This window comes from Pseudomonas fluorescens (assembly GCF_000967965.1).
Taxonomy (GTDB): Bacteria; Pseudomonadota; Gammaproteobacteria; order Pseudomonadales; family Pseudomonadaceae; genus Aquipseudomonas; species Aquipseudomonas grandcourensis.
Genome location: NZ_LACC01000022.1, coordinates 171,472 through 190,789, shown reverse-complemented (window position 1 = coordinate 190,789; position 19,318 = coordinate 171,472). Strand labels below are relative to the sequence as shown.

The following is a 19,318-nucleotide window of genomic DNA, read 5'->3' as shown; positions in this document are numbered from 1 at the left end:
ACTGAGGTGAGGGGGCAACCCCCTCACCACGCCTCAGGCTTGCAGGTACCGCAGAACCGACTCGCAAATCATCTCCCGATGACGCTGCTTGATGCATTCATCCGGCAGGTCGATCTGAAAAATCTCACCAAAGGTGTGGCGGTTCGAGACGCGATAGAAGCAGAACGAACTGATCAGCAGATGCACATCCAGCGGATCAAGACCGGTACGGAACAGCCCTTGCTCGGCGCCGCGGCGCAGAATCTCGCCCAGTGAATCGAGGATAGTGTTGTTCATCGCCTTGATCGCATCGGAGCGCTTCACGTACTCGGCGTTGTGAATGTTCTCGATACTGACGATGCGCACAAAATCCACGTTGCGATCATGGTGATCGAAGGTGAACTCCACCAGCCGCCGAATGGCTTCGACCGGCGCCAGTTCCGCCAGGTGCAGGCGATTTTCGGTGTTGCGGATATCGCCGTAGAGTTTCTCCAGCACCTCGACGTAGAGCTGCTCCTTACTGCCGAAGTAGTAATAGATCATGCGCTTGGAGGTGTGGATGCGCTCGGCGATGGCATCGACGCGCGCCCCGGAAAGCCCCTGTTGGACGAACTCGACGATCGCCTCCTGCAGGATGTTTTCGCGGGTCTTTTCCGGGTTGTTCTTGCGACTCTTGCGCGGCTCGATACCAGGTTCTACGGAGGCTGCGGGGAGTTCTGAAGTCATTGTCATTGCGGGCTCACGGCCATCACTGCACAGGCTGGCGATTATGGGCTGCGCGGCACGGCGAAGGAAGCCGCGCGGCCCACGTTTAATCCCGCGTTTACGAATTTCCTACAACTTCGCCTGGCGCAATGCGCCGCTACGGGATTTGGCCATGGCCGCCAGGCGCACCGCGACGTTGGCCGCGCCGTAGCCGGCATAACCGTTTTTACGCTGGATGATCTCGAAGAAGAATCGCCCCTCGAACGGCTCGGTGTACACATGAAACAGCTCACCGCCCTGAGCATCGCGGTCGTACAACACATTGTAGTAGGCCAGTTCGCTGAGGAACTCGTCGTCGAAATCGAACCGCGCCGCCAGGTCATCGTAGTAGTTGAGCGGGATATCCAACAGCGGCACGCCCGCCTCTTTTGCACGGCTGACCTGGGCAAAGATGTCATCACAATCAAACGCGATGTGATGCACACCGGAACCGCGATAACTCGACAGCGCATGTGAGATCGCGGTGTTGCGGTTCTCGGAAATGTTCAGTGGCAGGCGGATCGAACTGTCGCGACTGCGCAAGGCACGGCTCTTCACCAGGCCATAAGGATCCGGCAGCACGACTTCATCGTCCGCCTCGAAATCCAGCAGGCTCTTATAGAACAGTACCCAACTGTCGAGGCTGTCGGCCGGCAGCGCCATGGCCATGTGGTCGATGCGCTTGAGGCCACCGCTGACCGGCGCATCCGCCAGCAGATTGAAGTCGGTGCCGTAGACGTCGGCATCCTGGTCCACCAGATAGATCAGGCTGCCATCCGGCGCACGCACCGCCGCCAGTTCCAGTTCATTGGGGCCCACCAGCCCGCGATAGGGCTGGCCCTTGTAGGCCACGGCGCGGGCCAGCGCGCTGGCGCTGTCCTTGACCCGCACGGCGGTAGCGCACAACGAAGGGCCGTGGGCTTCGAAAAAGCTGTGGCCGAACGAGTAAGGCTCGGAGTTGAGGATCAGGTTGATATCGCCTTGGCGCATCAGACTGACGCTCTTGGAGCGATGCTGCCCGGCCTTGACGAAGCCCAGTCGCTCCAGCCAATGGGCGAGCTTGGCGCCGAGGCTTTCGTCCACGGCAAACTCCAGGAACTCGATGCCGTTGTACTCACTGGCCTTGGGCGTTTCGAACAGAATCTCGGAGTTGGCCGCAGGCGTGGCCTCCTGCGCCAGACGCTCGCGGGTTTTCTCTTCCAGGTACAGCAACGAACGTAAGCCGTCGGCGGCGTTGGCCCGTGGCGGTGCGGCGCGGAAACCGTCGTTGAAGATCTCCAGCGACAGCGGCCCGGTGTAGCCGCTCTTGATGATCGGCGCGAGGAACCCCGGCAAGTCGAATTCACCCTGGCCCGGGAAGCAGCGAAAATGCCGGCTCCACTCCAGCACGTCCATGGCCAGGATCGGCGCGTCAGCCATTTGCACGAAGAAAATCTTGTCGCCTGGAATCTCGGCGATAGCGCTTGGATCGCCCTTGAGCGACAAGGTGTGAAAGCTGTCCAGCAACACGCCGAGGCTTGGGTGATCGGCCTGACGCACGATGTTCCACACCTGTTGCCAGGTGTTCACATGCCGGCCCCAGGCCAGCGCTTCGTAACCGATGCGCAGGCCGCGTGCCCCGGCGTGCTCAGCCAGCAGTCGCAAGTCGTCGACCAGAATCTGTTCATCACCGATGGACTCGGCCGAGGCATTGCTGCACACCAGCACCAGGTCAGTGCCCAGCTCCTGCATCAGGTCGAACTTGCGCTCGGCACGTTCCAGGTTGCGCGACAGGCGATCGCGGCGGCAACCTTCGAAATCGCGGAACGGTTGAAACAGGGTGATGGCGATCCCGAGATCGGCGCACATCTGTTTAATTTCCCGCGGACTACCGTCGTAGTAGAGAAGGTCGTTCTCGAAAATCTCGACGCCGTCGAACCCGGCGGCGGCAATGGCTTCGAGCTTTTCCGGCAGGGTACCGCTCAAGGATACGGTGGCAATGGAACGCTGCATGTTTTCGGCTCCCGGTGGAGGCTTCGGCTACAGGGAATTTGCGCCGCTTTTAAAAGAGTGAGCGGATTATTGAGCTGGGCGATGCATTGAGCAATTTAAAGTGTACTACCCAGTTAGTTTTGTGTTCGATTATCGAACAAAATGGTGATTGGCGAATTGACGATTTTTTGTCCACTGCCCAACATCGTCCTCACATTAAGTCCGGACACGCAGCACCGGCCGCGATGTCCAAAACACCAAATAACAAATTCAAAAAAACGGGTGGTACACATGATTCCTTCCCAAAGCTCACGCATGGCTCCGGCCATGAACGTCACTGCCGGTGGCATCGGCAACAAAATCCGCGGCGCCATGGCAGTCGGCAAAACCCGTTGGGGCATGCTGGCACTGGTGTTTTTCGCCACTACCCTTAACTACATCGACCGCGCCGCCCTGGGCGTGATGCAGCCTATCCTGGCCAAGGAGATGAGCTGGACGGCGATGGACTACGCCAACATCAACTTCTGGTTCCAGGTCGGCTACGCCATCGGCTTCGTGCTGCAAGGCCGCTTGATCGACCGGGTCGGCGTCAAGCGCGTGTTCTTCTGCGCGGTGCTGCTCTGGAGCCTGGCGACCGGTGCCCACGGCCTGGCCACTTCGGCGGTCGGTTTCATGGTTTGCCGCTTCATCCTCGGCCTCACCGAAGCAGCGAACTATCCGGCTTGCGTGAAAACCACCCGCCTGTGGTTCCCGGCCGGCGAGCGCGCCGTGGCCACCGGCATTTTCAACGCCGGCACCAACGTTGGTGCGATGTTCACCCCCATGCTACTGCCACTGATCCTGCACGTCTGGGGCTGGCAGGCCGCGTTCCTGTGCATGTCGGCACTGGGCGGGATCTGGTTGCTGTTCTGGGGCCTGAAGTACTTCAATCCGGAAGACCACCCGAGCGTCAAACAGTCGGAACTGGACTACATCCAGAACGAAGTCGAACCGGAACAAACCCGCGTGCCGTTCTCGAAAATCCTGCGCATGCGCGGCACCTGGGCCTTCGCCCTCGCCTACTCGATGACGGCGCCTGTGTTCTGGTTCTACCTGTACTGGCTGCCGCCGTTCCTCAACCAGCAATACAACCTGGGCATCAACGTCACCCAGATGGGTATCCCGCTGATCATCATCTACCTCACTGCCGACTTCGGTAGCGTTGGTGGCGGCATCCTTTCCTCGTTCCTGATCGGTCGCGGCGTCAACCCGATCAAGGCGCGACTGATGTCCATGTTCCTGTTCGCCTGCTGCATCATCGGCGTGATCATGGCGGCCGGCTCCAGCAACCTGTGGGTCGCGGTGGCCGCCATCTCCCTGGCCATCGGTGCGCACCAGGCCTGGACCGCGAACATCTGGAGCCTGGTAATGGACTACACGCCCAAGCACATGATGAGTACGGTGTTCGGTTTCGGCGGCATGTGTGCGGCGATTGGCGGGATGTTCATGACCCAGTTGGTCGGCCACATCCTGACCGTCACCAACAACAACTACACCGTGCTGTTCACCATGATTCCGGCGATGTACTTCATTGCGCTGACCTGGATGTACTTCATGGCACCGCGCAAGATTCCGAAAATAGAAGACTGATGTTCCCTCGACGCAGGCCCGATCTCGGGTCTGCGCTTTTTTTTGCCTGCGTTTTACCGCAGCTTAGCGGCGGCTTTGTTGCCACGCGGCCACCAACCCGCTGCAGCAGATCACGGCAATGCCGAGCACGGTGGTCAGTGTCGGCGTGTGGGAAAACAGCAGCCAGCCCAAGAGACCGGCGAAGATGATCTGGCAATAGCTGAACGGCGCCAGCAGTGCCGGTGCCGCGAGGCGGAACGCCTGGGTCAGGAATAGGTGAGCCGTCATCCCGCAGGCCCCCAGCGCCAGCATCATCGCGCCATGCACCAGGTTCGGCGTCTGCCAGAAGAACGGCACCAGCGCACTCATCACCAGCGTGTTGCACAAGCCTGCGAAAAAGTTGCTGGTGGTCGGGCTGTCAATCTCGCTGAGCTTGCGCGTCAGCAGTTGATAGAAGCAGAAAAACAGCGCCGAGCAGAACGGCAGCAACACCGCCGGGGTAAACAGATCACCCCCGGGGTGAACGATGATCAGCACCCCGCTAAAACCGAAAATCACTGCCAGCCATTGCCCCCGCGTCACCCGCTCGCCCAGCAGCGGTACCGACAGCGCGGTGACCAGTACCGGAGCGAGGAAGTTGACCGACGTGGCCTCGGCCAGCGGGATGTACATCAGCCCCGTGGTGAAAAACAGACTGGTGCCCAACAGGCACAGCGCCCGGATCACCTGCAGCAATGGCCGTTTGGTACGCAGCACCCGCAGCCCGGACTGCGGCAGGAAAATCCCGGCCATCAACAAGGTGTGAACCACGTAGCGCGCCCAGACCACCATGACAATGGGATAGAAACCGGAGAGGTATTTGGAAAAGGCGTCGTGGCTGGAAAACAGGAAGGTTGCGACAACGATCAGCAGGATCCCTTTGAAGGGCTGATTGACGCCGGAAAGCGGGGTGCTGACGGTCATGGGGTTTCCTTACTTGAAATCAAAAGCATCACGGGCAAACCACGCTTCCACTCAGCCAGCATAGAACCTGTGGGAGCATGGCTTGCCCGAGACAGGTGCGCCGCACCGATTACAGCCGCGCCAACAACTCCCGGGTTTTATCCAGCGCCATCTGCGCCCGATCCAGTCCACTCACGCCCTGCTCCAGCAACTGCACGGTGGGAATCTCCAGGCTCAACGGAATGTCAGCCGGCAAACCGCGCAACAACCCCGGCAGGTCACAATCGCCATCGCCGGGGAAACGCCGTTCGTTACGCGCCTGGCGCAAGATCTCCGCCATATCGGCCGGCCGAGGTCCTGCGACGTCACACAACTGTGCATACCGTAACCGTGAGGGGGCAACTTTGGCCAGATCTTCCAGCCGCGATCCAGAGCGGTCGAAGTGAAAGGCGTCGACCAATACGCCGCCGTTTTCACGCCCGGCGTTTTCCACGATACGCGTGGCTTGTTGAAGATTGCGCGCATCGGTCCAAGGCATGAACTCCAGGTGCGGGTGCAGCCCATAGGCTGCCGCCAGATCACAGAGCTCGGCAAAACGCTGCGTCAGCCGCTGTTCGTCCGGATCGTTGCCGGCCACCAGCAACTCACTGGCGCCGAACTCGGCACCCACCGCGAGGATCTTTTCGAACTCGGCTACGACGGTTTCCGGCTTGAGCCGCAGGATTTCGACGTCCAGCACCCGAATACCGGTATCGCGCAGACGCGCCAGGGTCTGGCGCCGCAATTCGTGGTCGGCCACCAGGGCAAAATGGTGCTCCTCCGGGGTCGCCGGCACCAGACGCAAGCCGACATGGCTGTAACCGGCCCGCGCGGCGACCTCGACCATGTCAGGTGGTGACAACTCCAGCACGGTCAGGCTGGCCAGGGAGAAGATACGCTCGCTCATGCTCAACCCTCGATCAAGGATGGCGCGCAGGCACGCCCGGTTTCGGTAGCTTCGCGGATGGCTTCGATCAGCGCTAACGTACGCGCGGCATCGGCGGCACTCACCAGCGGCTCGACCTCCCGGCGCGCAACGCGCACGAAGTGCTGCAACTGCAAACGCAGGGCTTCATCGGCACTGAAGCTTTCCTGGGTTGCCAGCAACGGTTGATGCCAGCCGCCATCGACTTCGTTGTAGTGCCAGCGTTTAAGCTGCGGAATGCTCAGCGCCCCACCCGTTCCGGCCAGCAAGTAACACGGTTGATCAGGATGGCGCGGATACACCGGGTTCTCCCCCGAATCCAGCTCCCAGCTCCAGGGCGCGGCCACCGCATCGGAGCCGGTCAGGCTGCCCAGTGTGCCGTTGTCGAATTGCAGCAACACCGCCGCGCAATCCTCATTGGCAAACCCGCGAATGGCATTGCTGGTGATGGCCTGCACCTGACGCACTTCACCGCATAAGTGCCGCAGCAGATCGAGGTCGTGGATCAGGTTGGTCAACAACATCCCCGCACCGGCCTCGCGGCGCCAGGGTGTTTCGAAATAGCTGTCGGGCTTGCGCAACTGCCAGAGCGCTGTGACCGTGGTCAACCGACCCAGTGCGCCGCTGTGGACAAGTTCGTGGGCGCGGGCGATCAGCGGGTTGTGCCGACGGTGATGTCCGACCAGTACCGGAACGCCACTGGCCTTCGAGGCAGCCACCAGCTCCCTGGCTTCATCCAGGTGCACGCCAACCGGTTTTTCCAGCAGTACCGGCACGCCGGCCGCGAGGCAATCGAGGGCCGTGCTGACGTGCTGCGTGTTCGGGTTGGCGACGATGACAGCGTCTGGCTTCGCCTGCTCCAGCATCTGACGATGATCGGCGAAACAGGCTACGCCCCATTGCGCCGCAAGACTGGCCGCCTGCGGTCCGGGATCGGCCACGGCGCACAACGTCGCTTCAGTCAGGGATTGCAGATGTTGGTAGTGCTGCTGGCCCATGTTGCCAGCACCGATCAGGGCGATGCGAAGTGGCGAATTCAAGATACGGTCCTCTTGTGAGTGTTATTGGAGCGATGAATTCCAATAATTTAGAACCTGGTTCCAGATTCTTACACAGACCTGTCCTGAAAGTGTTCGAACAGCGCACAGCTTCTCAAGCTGTACATAGAGCTCGCTCCTACAGAGGTTTTTTTGCGAGGGTCTTAAGCAAACAACTCCGACGCCAAACTTGCCGCCGACAACTCCTCGGTATATGCCAGCAACAACGGCGCCAGCTCATGCAGCCGCGCCCCCGGCATCCGTGCACTCGGTCCGGCGATGCTGAGCACGCCGATCACCCGTCCATCGGCGAGATGGCGCACCACTGCCGCAATCGCCGAAGTGCCGACCGCCGAGCTCTCCTCGACCCAGGCGTAACCCTGCTCCCGCGCCAGACGCAGGCGTTCGAGCAATTCGATGTTCGAGCGCGGCGCGTTCGGTCCCACATGTTCCGGCACCTGCGCGCCCTGCCGTTCCACCAGCGACAAGGCCTCGGCATCGCTCATGCACGCCAGCCACGCATGCCCCGAGGCTGTGTAGAACAACGGCGCATCGCGGCCCATATCCGGGTCGTAACGCAGACCGGAACGCGCGCCCTGGGACTTGGCAATCCAGGTCTGACGCTCACCGTCGATCACCCCGAGACGTACCAGTTCGCCGGTTTCCTGCGCCAGGCGGTCAAGCACCGGCTGCACGATGTCGGCACCGCTGCTCGACAGGTAACGGAAGCCCATCGCCACCAGTTTGGTCGAGAGGTGATAACGCAAATTATCCGGATTCTGCCGCACATAACCGAGGCGGATCAGCTCGGCCAGCAGGCGATGGGTCGCGCTCTTGGGGATGTCCAGTTGCTCCGCCAGGGTCTGCATCGGCAGACCACGGGGATCGCTGGTGAGGCTTTCGAGCACACTGAAAACACGTTCGATCTGACTGCCGGCCATGGTCGCTTCCACGCAAAATTTGCTCGATTCTAAAAGACAACCGCACGAATGCGAAATCTGGAACTGACCGTTCGATAACCGCCCGCTTTACGCCCTCCAGACTTGTTCGCTCTCACCTGATTCTTATATTTTTTGGAACCAGATTCCAAAACAATAAAACACCGGAGTTCAAACAATGCCTGCCGAAGCGCACTTTCTTCCCGACATCGACTGCGATGTGCTGATCGTTGGCTCCGGTGCGGCGGGACTGTCGGCGGCCGTGACCGCCGCGTGGCACGGGCTGAAAGTCATAGTGGTGGAAAAGGACCCCGTGTTCGGCGGTGCCACGGCCTGGTCCGGTGGCTGGGCCTGGGTGCCCTGCAACCCGCTGGCCCGGCGCGCGGGCATCGTCGAAGACGTTGAACTGCCGCGCACTTACCTGAAACACGAACTGGGCGAGCGTTTTGACCCGGCGTTGATCGACGCTTTCCTGGAGGCCGGCCCGCGGATGGTGTCGTTCTTCGAGCAGCACACCTCGCTGCAGTTTTCCGATGGCAACGCCATTGCCGACATTCATGGCGACACGCCCGGGGCCGGTACCGGTGGACGCTCGGTGATCGCTGCCCCTTACGACGCACGAAAAGTCGGCACACTGCTCAAGCGCCTGCGCAAAACCATGCGGGAAACATCGTTCATGGGCATGCCGATCATGGCGGGAGCGGACCTCACGGCATTCCTCAACCTGACCCGTTCGCTGTCGGCGGCCTGGCATGTTACGCGGCGTTTCAGCCGTCACCTGTTTGACCTCGCCATGCATGGCCGGGCGATGCAACTGGTCAACGGCGTGGCCTTGGTGGCACGCCTGGCGAAATCCGCCGAAGACCTCGGCGTGTTGCTCTGGGAATCCGCGCCGGTGAGCCGATTGCTGCGCGAGAATGATCAGGTACGAGGTGCCGTGGTCATCACCACCAAAGGCTCGGTGCGCATCCATGCACGCAAGGCCGTGGTGCTCGCCGCGGGTGGTTTCGCCAATGACATAGAACGCCGCAAGGCACTGTTCCCCCGCACACCGACCGGGCATGAGCATTTGGCCTTGCCGCCCCTCGGCGTTTGCGGCGATGGCCTGCGCCTGGGGGAAAGTGCCGGTGCCCGGGTCAATAGCGACATGGCGTCCGCCGTCGCCTGGGCGCCGGTGTCGCAGGTGCCGCACAGCGACGGCAGCACGGGACACTTCCCGCACATCATCGAGCGGGGCAAACCCGGCATCATCGGTGTGCTGAGCAACGGCCAGCGTTTTGTCAATGAAGCCAACGGCTACTACGACTACGTCACGGCCATGGTCGCCGCCGCCCCGCCGGGTGAAGAAGTGGCGTCGTGGCTGATCTGCACCCATGGCTTTCAGCGTCGATATGGCCTGGGCATCTCTCGGCCATTTCCGGTGCCGCTGTCATCCTTCATCCGCAGCGGCTATCTGAAAACCGGCAACACCCTTGAGGAATTGGCTGCCGCCTGCGGCATCGACCCGGTTGGCTTGCGCACCACCGTGTCGAACTACAACCGCCACGCGCGCAACGGCGAGGACCCGCAGTTCGGTCGTGGCTCCACGCCCTACAACCGCAAGCAGGGTGACGCACGGCAACAACCCAACCCATGCGTCGCGCCGATCGAACAAGGCCCCTTCTATGCCGTGAAAGTCCAGCCGGGCTGCTTCGGCACCTTCGCCGGACTCAAGGTGAACCAACACTCCCAGGTCCTGGATGACGCGGCGCAACCCATCGCCGGCCTGTACGCGGCGGGCGGCGACATGGCCAGCATCATGGGCGGCCACTACCCCGCTGGCGGCATCAACCTCGGCCCGGCGCTGACCTTCGGCTACATCGCTGCGCGCCATATCGCAGGCGTCACTGCGTATGAAAAGGAGATCGACCATGCAGCACATCGTTAACCCACAGGGTTTGAACATGCCGAAACTCGGCCTCGGCACCTGGCCAATGCTCGGCGAAGAATGCACCCGTGCCGTGGAGCAGGCTCTGGCCCTGGGTTACCGGCACATCGACACGGCTTCGGCCTACAACAACGAAGACGCTGTCGGACAGGCGCTGGCGAACAGTCCGACACCCCGCGAGCAGATCCATGTCACGACCAAAGTCTGGTGGGACCAACTGCAACCCGACGCCATGCGCCACTCCATGGACCGTAGCCTCAAAGCCCTGCGCAGCGAATACGTCGACCTGTTCATGCTCCATTGGCCAACCACCGATTGGGACTTGCCGCGCACCATAGAAACCCTGGTATCGTTCAGGGAGCAAGGCCTGGCGCGCAACATTGGCGTGGCGAATTTTCCACTGCCCTTGCTACGCAAAGTCGTCGAAGAGCTGGGGGCGCCGCTGTCGGCGATCCAGGTCGAGTACCACGTGCTGCTCGGACAAAACGCCCTGCTCAACTACGCCCGTCAACAAGATCTTGCGCTGACAGCCTACACGCCACTGGCGCGCAACAAGGTGTCGCAGATTCCGGCCATCCAGCAAATCGCCGCGAAACACGGCGTACTACCGACCCAGGTCGCGCTCAAATGGCTGCTCGATCAACCCAACGTGGCCGCGATCCCGAAGGCCAGCAGCGAGTCCAATCAATTGGCCAACCTCGCGGCGCTGGATGTGCGACTGGATGATGAAGACCGTGCCTTGATCGCCAACCTGTCCAAACGCGAGCGTCAGGTCAGCCCTGACTTTGCGCCGGTATGGGATGCATTCGACGAATAATCCGCAGGACCGGCGATCGCCCTCACAATAAAAACCCATCGCCCGACGGAATTCGATGGGTTATCTGTGTTCAATACAAGCCTGAAACCTTCTCGGCAGCCCCTCGCGGGGTGCCGGGAATCAGCCTGTGCGCAAGAAAAAGACGGACGACCGGACTGGCGCCGCTCCCACTTGGCAGCAACACTCATCGCACGGAGCTTTACCCGGAACAGAAGAGGATTCCCACATGCTATGGAAAAAAGGCCGACGCAGCGACAACGTGGTCGACGCCCGTGGCGATGATGTCGGCGGCGGTGGCGGCGGCATGCGTTTTGGCGGTGGCAAGGGCTTGAGCCTGACGGCGATCCTCCTGATTGTCGGCATCGGCTGGATCACCGGCCAGGATCCGCTGCAGATCCTCGGACAACTGACCGGGCAAATGGAGCAGCAATCGGCGCCCGCCACCAACCAGAGTCGCCAGGCACCGCCGGCCAACGATCAGAGCGCGGAATTTGTGCGTTCGATCCTCGGCGACACCGAAGACACCTGGGGCGCGATATTCCAGCAGGCCGGCCGTCAATATAAGGACCCGACCCTGGTGTTGTTCAGCAACCGCGTGAATTCGGCCTGCGGTCTGGCCACCTCGGCGACCGGCCCCTTCTATTGCCCGGCCGACCAGAAGGTCTACCTGGACATGGCGTTCTTCCAGGAAATGTCCCAACGCTTTTCCGCCGCGGGCGACTTCGCCCAGGCCTACGTGATCGCTCACGAAGTCGGACACCACGTGCAGACCTTGCTCGGGGTTTCCGCGAAAATTCAGGCAGCGCGCCAACAAGGCCGGCAAATGGAGGGCGACGGCGGTTTGCTGGTTCGCCAGGAACTGCAGGCCGATTGCCTGGCCGGCGTCTGGGCCAACAATGCGCAGAAGCGCCTGAACTGGCTGGAACCGGGCGACATCGAAGAAGCACTGAACGCAGCGAACGCCATCGGTGACGATCGTTTGCAACAGCGGGGACAGGGCCGTGTAGTCCCGGACTCGTTCACCCACGGTACGTCGGCGCAACGGGTGCGCTGGTTCAAAACCGGTTTCGCCCAAGGCCAGGTTGGCCAGTGCGATACCTTTGCGGCGAAAAATCTGTAAATGAAGAAGTGGTTGTTGGTTGTTCTGTTTACTTGCGCAACGTCCCAGGCCGCCGAGCATGGGGTCAAAGACCTCAGCTCAGGGCGCCTGTTGTTGAAATCAGGTGAAATCGCGGTGGGCATCAGCCCCGCCCCGGCAAAAATCGAACGGGTGCTGATCATCCTCCACGGTCGCTTGCGCAACGCGCAAACCTATCTGCAGAGCGGTGAGCACGCGGCCGAACTGGCCGGGCAAAGCGCTACGACCCTGGTGATCGCCCCGCAATTCCTCAATGAAACCGATGTTGCTGTCCATCCGGTGGCCGACTCCGTTTTGCGCTGGCAAGGCAATGAATGGATGGCCGGCGGCGAATCCACGGCACCGTTTCGGCTGAGTTCCTACGCGGCGCTCGACGAAATCATCGCCCGCCTTGGTGACCGCCAGCAGTTTCCGGATGTGAAGAAAATCGTCATCGCCGGGCACTCCGGCGGCGCGCAGGTGGTTCAGCGCTATGCGTTGCTCGGTCACGCGCAATCCGAGCTCGATGCGGCCGGCGTGCAGGTGCGCTACGTAATCGCCAATCCGTCCTCCTATGCTTATTTCGATGAGCGTCGGCCCGTGGCGTTCAGCCACGCCGGTTGCCCGAATTTCAATCGCTGGAAGTACGGGCTGACGGATTTACCGGCCTACGCCGAAGGACAAACCGCCGCGCAGTTGCAGGAAAGTTACCTCAAGCGTGAAGTTGTTTATCTGCTGGGGCAGCAGGACATCGATCCGAATCATCCGGCGCTGGACAAGAGCTGTGAGGCCAGGGCGCAAGGGCCGTATCGATTGGCCCGCGGGCGTTACTACTTTGATTATCTGAAGCGGCTGCAACCGCAAGGGTTGAAGCAGCAACTGATTGAAGTACCCGGGGTCGGGCATGACGGGGATGGGATGTTTACATCGCCGGAGGGGCAGAAGGCGTTGTTTGGGCAGTAGGTTATGCAGTGCCTGATCTGACGCCATCGCGAGCAAGCTCGCTCTCACAGTGGTTCTCTAGTGATATTCGATATCGAGTCCACACAGACCTATTGTGGGAGCGGGCTTGCTCGCGAAGGCGTCGGATCAGACAGCCTATTCTTCAAGCCAACAGCATCTGCCGCAACTCAACACAATCCGCCGCATGCCAATCGGTCAATTCCGGCCATGGATTATCCGGCAGATTCACCAGCACCGTGCGTGCACCCGCCGCTCGCCCGCAATCGAGATCGAAGCGGTAGTCACCCACCATCACCATCTCGCTCGCCGGCACCTTCCACGCTTCGGCCAGTTTCAATAGCCCGCCCGGATGCGGCTTGGGCGGCGCATCATCACGACCCAACACATCCTCCAGCGCAAAGCAGTCGGCCAGGCCAATGGCCTCCAGTGTGACATGTGCCAGCTCCCGGGCATTGCGCGTGAGAATGCCCAGGCGATAACCGCGCCCGGCCAGTTCGCGCACCAGCTCCACCGCGCCCGGTGCCGGTTGCGAACCGAGGGCCAGGTCCCGCTCATGCTCCAGCAGCCACGCATGTTTGGCCGCAGCCTCCTCGGCCGGCAGTGCGGCGAGGTGGGTCAGGATGTCGTGTTCGGCAGGGATCGCCAACGCCACGCGAATCGCCGCGAAGTCGTGCACGGCCACCGTCAGGGTACCGTCCATGTCGAACACCCAGTGACGCACGTCGGCCAGGCTCATGCCCAATCCTTGCGGTGACGGATCAAGCCTTCCTGGGTGACCGAGGCCACCAGTTGTCCGGCGCGGTTGAACACGCTGCCACGGGAGAATCCACGGGAGTTGCCGGCCCACGGACTGTCCATCGCGTAGAGCAACCAGTCATCGGCGCGCAGATCCTGATGGAACCACAACGCGTGATCAAGGCTGGCGACCTGCATGTCCTTGTGCCAGACCGATTTGCCGTGGGGTTGCATCGAGGTGACCAGCAGACCGAAGTCCGATGCATAGGCCAGCAGGTATTTATGCAGCGCCGGCGAATCGGCCAAAGCCCCATCGGCGCGGAACCAGACGTACTTGACCGGGTCGGAGGGCAGCGGGTTGTAGGGATCTTTCTCGGTCACCGGGCGAAATTCGATCGGCTTCGGGCACAGCAGTTTTTCGCGCATTTTTTCGGGGATCAGGTGTGCGCGCTGCTGAGTGATCTCCAGCTCCGATGGCAGGTTTTCCGGGCCGACCACTTGCGGCATTTCGGTCTGGTGCTGGAAGCCTTCTTCGTCGTACTGGAACGACGCACTGCATGTGAAGATCGGGTGGCCCTTCTGGATCGCCGTCACCCGACGCGTGCTGAAACTGCCACCGTCACGCACCCGGTCAACCTGATACACCACCGGCAACCCGGCATCGCCCGGACGCAGGAAATAGCCGTGCATCGAATGCACATGGCGCGCCTCTTCAACCGTCTGACTGGCCGCCGACAGCGACTGACCGAGCACCTGACCACCGAACAACTGACGAAAACCCAGGTCCTGGCTACGGCCACGGAACAGGTTTTCTTCGATCGGCTCCAGGGTCAGCAGGTCGACCAGATCATCCAACACTTGGCTCATTCAGATGCTCCTCACGCAAAACATTGTCGCGCAGCCTTGGCTGCAACGCTCGATTCAGTTTCTGGACTCTGCCCACGAGGGCCATTGTAAACGTCCGTGTCAGGTTATCCATGCAAGGTTTGCAGCCATTGCTCGCGGCTGATGCGATACAGCACATGCCGCCGCAACGGATGATCGGCTTCGAGTCGCGGGTGATCGAAGTCATTTTCCGGATCATGGTGCATGCCGATGGCCTGCATGACTTTCTCTGACGGCAGATTGGTTTGCGTCGTGAAGGCCACGACCTCTTTCAGCGGCAAGCGGTCGAACCCGCAGCGCAGAGCGGTCCACGCCGCTTCACTGGCGTAACCGAGGCCCCAGTGCTCGCGGGCCAGGCGCCAGCCGATTTCCGTGGCGGGGGTAAAAGGCGCGTCGAATCCGACCACGTTGAGCCCGGTAAACCCGATGAACTGGCCAGAGTCCTTTCGCTGCAAGGCCCAGAGACCATAACCGTGCTCGGCGAAATGACCACGGATTCGCCCGATCAATGATGCGCTTTCCAGCCGGCTCAAGGTTGCCGGGAAATAGCGCATCACCTGCGGATCGGCACACATCGCCGCAAAGTCCGCTAAATCTTCGTCGCGCCACTGGCGCAACAGCAGCCGAGCGCTTTCAAGTTCCAGTATTGGCTCCATCGTGCCCCGCCCCTCCATTTCAATGTCGCCAGTCTACAACGCTGGTAGGATCCTTCTCTCATTCCTACATGAAATGACCATGCCACTGCCGCTGATTTATCACGAAGACTACAGTCCCGAGTTTCCGGCGGACCACCGCTTCCCCATGGACAAGTTCCGCCTGTTGCGCGATCACCTAGTGGACAGCGGCCTGACCCGCGACGCCGACCTGTTGCGCCCGGAACTGTGTCCGGCAGATATTCTCGCCCTCGCCCATGACCCTTCGTATATCGAACGCTACATGAGTGGCGAATTATCCCGCGAAGACCAGCGCCGCCTCGGCCTGCCCTGGAACGAAGCCCTGGCCCGGCGTACGGTGCGGGCGGTCGGCGGTTCGTTGCTGGCGGCCGAGCAGGCACTGGAGCATGGTCTGGCCTGCCACCTGGCGGGCGGCACCCACCATGCGCACTACGACTACCCGGCCGGGTTCTGCATCTTCAATGACCTGGCGGTGATCAGTCATTACCTGCTGGAAAGTGGTCGGGTGAATCGGGTGCTGATCTTCGATTGCGACGTGCATCAGGGCGACGGGACCGCACGAATACTGCACAACACTCCGGAGGCGGTAACCGTTTCCTTGCACTGCGAGAAGAACTTTCCCGCACGCAAGGCCGAAAGTGATTGGGACATTCCGCTGCCCAACGGCATGGGCGATGCCGACTACCTGAAGGTGGTGGACGGTGCACTCAACTACCTACTGCCGCTCTACCAACCGGACCTGGTGCTGTATGACGCCGGGGTCGATGTGCATAAGGACGACGCCCTGGGTTATCTGAAGCTGACAGACGAAGGCGTCGCCGCCCGCGATGAAAGCGTGATGCGCCATTGCCTGGGCCGTGACATTCCGCTGGTCGGGGTGATCGGCGGCGGCTACAGCAAGGACCGCCAGGCCCTGGCCCGCCGTCACGGCATCCTCCATCACAGCGCGCAGCGGGTCTGGCAGTCATCAGGTTGTCATTGAGCTGTGGATGCTTTACCCACAATGCCTGTGGAACTGCCTGTGGATAACCTGAGTGAAAGGGCCTGCAGCCCACACGGTGTATAGGCTACAGTGATGTGGTCGTTTTTTAACCACCCTTCAAAGACACCTCTAAACCCTGTAGGAGTGAGCCTGCTCGCGATAGCGGTCTGTCAGGCCCACAGATGTTGAATGTACCGTCGCCATCGCGAGCAGGCTCGCTCCTACAGGGGGCGGGGCTGATAGAATGCCCGGCTTATCCCGTCAGACCGCAGCGCATCCCATGACCCAATCCTCGTCAGCCCTCCCCCCTCACGTCGCCATCATCGGCGGCGGCCCCGCCGGTCTGATGGCGGCCGAAGTGTTGAGCCAGGCCGGGATCAAGGTCGACCTGTACGACGGCATGCCCTCGGTCGGGCGAAAATTCCTCCTGGCCGGCGTCGGCGGCATGAACATCACGCACTCCGAAGCCTACCCGGCGTTTCTCTCGCGCTACGCCGAACGCGCCCCGCAGATCGCCCCGCTGCTGCGCGGCTTCGGCGCCGAAGCGTTGTGCCAGTGGATTCATGACCTGGGCATCGACACCTTCGTCGGCAGCTCCGGCCGGGTATTCCCCACCGACATGAAGGCCGCACCGCTGCTGCGCGCCTGGCTCAAGCGCCTGCGCGACAGCGGCGTAGTTATCCACACCCGCCACCGCTGGCTCGGCTGGGACCAGCGTGGCGGATTGCGCATCGACAGCCCGGAAGGCGAAACAACCGTGCAAGCCGATGCCACCCTGCTCGCCCTCGGTGGCGGCAGTTGGTCGCGGTTGGGCTCGGACGGCGCGTGGATGCTGGCACTGGAGCAACACGGCGTAGGACTGGCGCCGTTGCAACCCAGTAATTGCGGCTTCGAGGTGCAGGCCTGGAGCGAGTTGATGGTCAGCAAATTCGCCGGCGCGCCGCTGAAAAACATCGCCATCGGCCTTAACGATGACGTTCCGCGGCTCGGCGAATGCGTGATTACCGCCACCGGGATCGAGGGCAGTTTGATCTACGCCCTGTCGGCAGCGATCCGCGAAGCGATCAACCGGCACGGTTCGGCAACGATTCATCTGGACCTGTTACCGGGCCGGCCTGTGGATAAAGTTATGGCGGCGTTGAGCAAACCCCGGGGATCGCGCTCCATGGCCAAGCACCTGCACAGTCAGTTGGGTATCGATGGGGTCAAAGCGGCGCTATTGCGTGAACTGACCAGCGCCGACTGCTTTGCCGACATGGCCTTGCTGGCCAACGCGATCAAGGCATTGCCACTGACGCTGGTGAAAACCCGCCCACTGGACGAGGCCATCAGCAGCGCTGGCGGTGTGTTGTTCGAGGCGATGGATGAGCGATTGATGCTCAAGCAACTACCCGGCGTGTTCTGCGCCGGGGAAATGCTCGATTGGGAAGCGCCGACCGGCGGCTATCTGCTGACCGCGTGTTTCGCCAGTGGGCGGGCGGCCGGACTTGGAATGATTGAGTGGTTGCAGCGTAAGGGCTGAAAACCGAGGTGCCGCCATCGCGAGCAGGCTCGCTCCTACAGGGGGTCTGCGTTGTTCACAAATCCCCTGTAGGAGCGAGCCTGCTCGCGATGGCGGCTTAACAGACGCCGCAGTTAATCAAGGCTTACGCTTACGCGGCCCGGTGTTGAACACCGGCACCTTGCGCACAGGCTTGATCGAAGGCTCCGCCGGCGCAACCTCTCCGCTATCAACCCACCGACCCAGATTGCGTTTACCACCACCGCCACCGGAAGCCTTGGGCTTCTTCGGTTTTTTCGGTTTCTTGACGACCTGGCCGCTGGCATCGGTGTCCGGTACGCGGTGCTCAGGCTCAAAGTCAGGCTCGTTCTGCCGCTTCAAGGTCTGGCGGGTCAGCATCTCGATGGCCGACAGCAGATTCACTTCATCAGCACACACCAGGGAAATCGCCTCACCGGTCGAACCTGCGCGGCCGGTACGACCGATGCGGTGGATGTAGTCTTCAGCGACGATCGGCAAGTCGAAGTTGACCACCAACGGCAAGTCTTCGATATCCAGGCCACGGGCCGCCACATCGGTAGCGACCAGAATCTGCACTTCGCTCGCCTTGAAGCGGTCCAGTGCGCGCTGACGAGTCGCCTGGGGTTTGTCGCCGTGGATGCCGTCGGCATTGATGCCCAGGCCCTGGAGTTTATCCACCAGCGCATCCACGCCGTTGCGGGTCTTGGCGAACACCAGTACCTGCTTCCACTTGCCCTTGCGCATCAGGTGCACGAACAGCTCCGGCTTGCGCTTCTTGTCCACCGTCACGATCCATTGCTTGACCGTATTGGCCGCAACGTTGCGCGGGCTGACTTCAATGCTCAGCGGGTCGTTGAGCATCTGCCCGGCCAGCAGGCGGATGTCGTCGGAGAAGGTCGCGGAGAACAGCAACGTCTGACGTTTCTTCGGCAGCGCGCGGTAAATGTTCGCCAGCTCCTCGGAAAAGCCCAGGTCGAGCATGCGGTCGGCTTCGTCCAGCACCAGGGTTTGCAGCTGGTTGAACTTCAGCGCGTTCTGGCGGAACAGGTCGAGCAAACGGCCCGGGGTCGCCACCAACAGGTCGACACCGCTGCGCAGCTTCATCATCTGCGGGTTGATGCTGACGCCGCCGTATACCGCGTAGGTGCGCAGCGGCAGGTTTTCGGCGTACTGGCGCACGGCTTCGTGAACCTGCTCGGCCAGTTCGCGGGTCGGCACCAGGATCAGCGCACGGACCGAGTTGGCGGTGACTTTCGGCCCTTCCATGGCCAGCAGTTGCAACAGCGGCAGAGCGAAACCGGCGGTCTTGCCGGTGCCGGTCTGGGCGGCGGCCATCAGGTCGCGACCGGCCAGCACCGCCGGAATGGCTTGCGCCTGAACCGGCGTCGGAGTCTGGTAGCCGAGCGTCTCGAGGGAGCGCAGCAAGGGTTCGATCAGGCCAAGGGTGGCGAAAGTCATGGGAGTACCGTAGGAAAATTCAGCGCGGGTTTTTCAAAACAAGTGTGCAAAACAA

General features: G+C 61.6%; 17 protein-coding genes. 7 read left to right on the top strand and 10 right to left on the bottom strand.

The window, feature by feature from the left end:
- Positions 1-33: 33 nt before the first annotated feature.
- Entirely contained in the window at positions 34-711 is a 678-nt protein-coding gene (locus tag VC35_RS17790) for a TetR/AcrR family transcriptional regulator (RefSeq protein WP_046041738.1), read from the bottom strand.
- Between the two features lie 102 nt (positions 712-813).
- Positions 814-2,715, bottom strand: coding sequence for a 3-dehydroshikimate dehydratase QuiC (quiC, locus tag VC35_RS17785; protein ID WP_046041737.1), 1,902 nt, complete (start codon positions 2,713-2,715; stop codon positions 814-816).
- A 270-nt stretch (positions 2,716-2,985) separates the two neighbouring features.
- Here quiC and VC35_RS17780 point away from each other — a divergent pair, with 270 nt between their 5' ends.
- Positions 2,986-4,323 carry an MFS transporter gene (locus tag VC35_RS17780; protein ID WP_046041736.1) on the top strand — a complete coding sequence of 446 codons (1,338 nt, stop codon included), beginning with the start codon at positions 2,986-2,988 and terminating at the stop codon, positions 4,321-4,323.
- Positions 4,324-4,386: 63 nt separating this feature from the next.
- Here the strand turns inward: VC35_RS17780 and VC35_RS17775 are convergent, their stop codons facing one another.
- The 4 genes from VC35_RS17775 to VC35_RS17760 form a co-directional block, all read right to left on the bottom strand.
- Positions 4,387-5,265: a DMT family transporter gene (locus VC35_RS17775; protein WP_046041735.1), complete on the bottom strand. Its 879-nt coding sequence runs from the start codon at positions 5,263-5,265 to the stop codon at positions 4,387-4,389.
- Between the two features lie 109 nt (positions 5,266-5,374).
- Positions 5,375-6,190, bottom strand: coding sequence for a sugar phosphate isomerase/epimerase family protein (locus tag VC35_RS17770; protein ID WP_046041734.1), 816 nt, complete (start codon positions 6,188-6,190; stop codon positions 5,375-5,377).
- Between the two features lie 2 nt (positions 6,191-6,192).
- Entirely contained in the window at positions 6,193-7,248 is a 1,056-nt protein-coding gene (locus VC35_RS17765) for a Gfo/Idh/MocA family protein (RefSeq protein WP_046041733.1), read from the bottom strand.
- A 161-nt stretch (positions 7,249-7,409) separates the two neighbouring features.
- Positions 7,410-8,186: an IclR family transcriptional regulator gene (locus tag VC35_RS17760; RefSeq protein WP_046041732.1), complete on the bottom strand. Its 777-nt coding sequence runs from the start codon at positions 8,184-8,186 to the stop codon at positions 7,410-7,412.
- A 175-nt stretch (positions 8,187-8,361) separates the two neighbouring features.
- On the opposite strand from VC35_RS17760, the gene VC35_RS17755 reads away from it, so the two are divergent.
- The 4 genes from VC35_RS17755 to VC35_RS17740 all read left to right on the top strand — a co-directional run bounded on the left by VC35_RS17755 (position 8,362) and on the right by VC35_RS17740 (position 13,007).
- The gene (locus tag VC35_RS17755; RefSeq protein ID WP_046041731.1) at positions 8,362-10,110 is read left to right on the top strand and encodes an FAD-dependent oxidoreductase; all 1,749 of its coding nucleotides are present in this window, start codon (positions 8,362-8,364) and stop codon (positions 10,108-10,110) included.
- Positions 10,094-10,927 carry an aldo/keto reductase gene (locus tag VC35_RS17750; RefSeq protein ID WP_046041730.1) on the top strand — a complete coding sequence of 278 codons (834 nt, stop codon included), beginning with the start codon at positions 10,094-10,096 and terminating at the stop codon, positions 10,925-10,927. Before VC35_RS17755 ends, VC35_RS17750 begins: the two co-directional genes overlap by 17 nt.
- A 226-nt stretch (positions 10,928-11,153) precedes the next feature.
- Entirely contained in the window at positions 11,154-12,047 is an 894-nt protein-coding gene (gene ypfJ, locus VC35_RS17745) for a KPN_02809 family neutral zinc metallopeptidase (protein ID WP_046041729.1), read from the top strand.
- Positions 12,048-13,007, top strand: a complete 960-nt coding sequence (locus tag VC35_RS17740; protein ID WP_046041728.1) for an alpha/beta hydrolase — start codon at positions 12,048-12,050, stop codon at positions 13,005-13,007.
- Between the two features lie 142 nt (positions 13,008-13,149).
- On the opposite strand, the gene VC35_RS17735 is transcribed toward VC35_RS17740, so the two are convergent.
- From VC35_RS17735 to VC35_RS17725, 3 genes are all read right to left on the bottom strand, one after another.
- A complete protein-coding gene (locus VC35_RS17735; RefSeq protein WP_046041727.1) occupies positions 13,150-13,743 on the bottom strand; it encodes an HAD family hydrolase in 594 nt (197 codons plus the stop codon).
- A complete protein-coding gene (tesB, locus tag VC35_RS17730; protein WP_046041726.1) occupies positions 13,740-14,609 on the bottom strand; it encodes an acyl-CoA thioesterase II in 870 nt (289 codons plus the stop codon). Before tesB ends, VC35_RS17735 begins: the two co-directional genes overlap by 4 nt.
- 104 nt (positions 14,610-14,713) lie before the next feature.
- The gene (locus VC35_RS17725) at positions 14,714-15,283 is read right to left on the bottom strand and encodes a GNAT family N-acetyltransferase (RefSeq protein WP_046041725.1); all 570 of its coding nucleotides are present in this window, start codon (positions 15,281-15,283) and stop codon (positions 14,714-14,716) included.
- 79 nt (positions 15,284-15,362) lie between these two features.
- Here VC35_RS17725 and VC35_RS17720 point away from each other — a divergent pair, with 79 nt between their 5' ends.
- Complete coding sequence (locus VC35_RS17720) at positions 15,363-16,283, top strand: histone deacetylase family protein (RefSeq protein WP_046041724.1); 921 nt, start codon at positions 15,363-15,365, stop codon at positions 16,281-16,283.
- A gap of 280 nt (positions 16,284-16,563) precedes the next feature.
- Positions 16,564-17,805 carry a TIGR03862 family flavoprotein gene (locus VC35_RS17715; protein ID WP_185754806.1) on the top strand — a complete coding sequence of 414 codons (1,242 nt, stop codon included), beginning with the start codon at positions 16,564-16,566 and terminating at the stop codon, positions 17,803-17,805.
- Positions 17,806-17,922: 117 nt separating this feature from the next.
- Here the strand turns inward: VC35_RS17715 and VC35_RS17710 are convergent, their stop codons facing one another.
- Positions 17,923-19,263 carry an RNA helicase RhlE1 gene (locus VC35_RS17710; RefSeq protein WP_046041722.1) on the bottom strand — a complete coding sequence of 447 codons (1,341 nt, stop codon included), beginning with the start codon at positions 19,261-19,263 and terminating at the stop codon, positions 17,923-17,925.
- Positions 19,264-19,318: the final 55 nt, after the last annotated feature.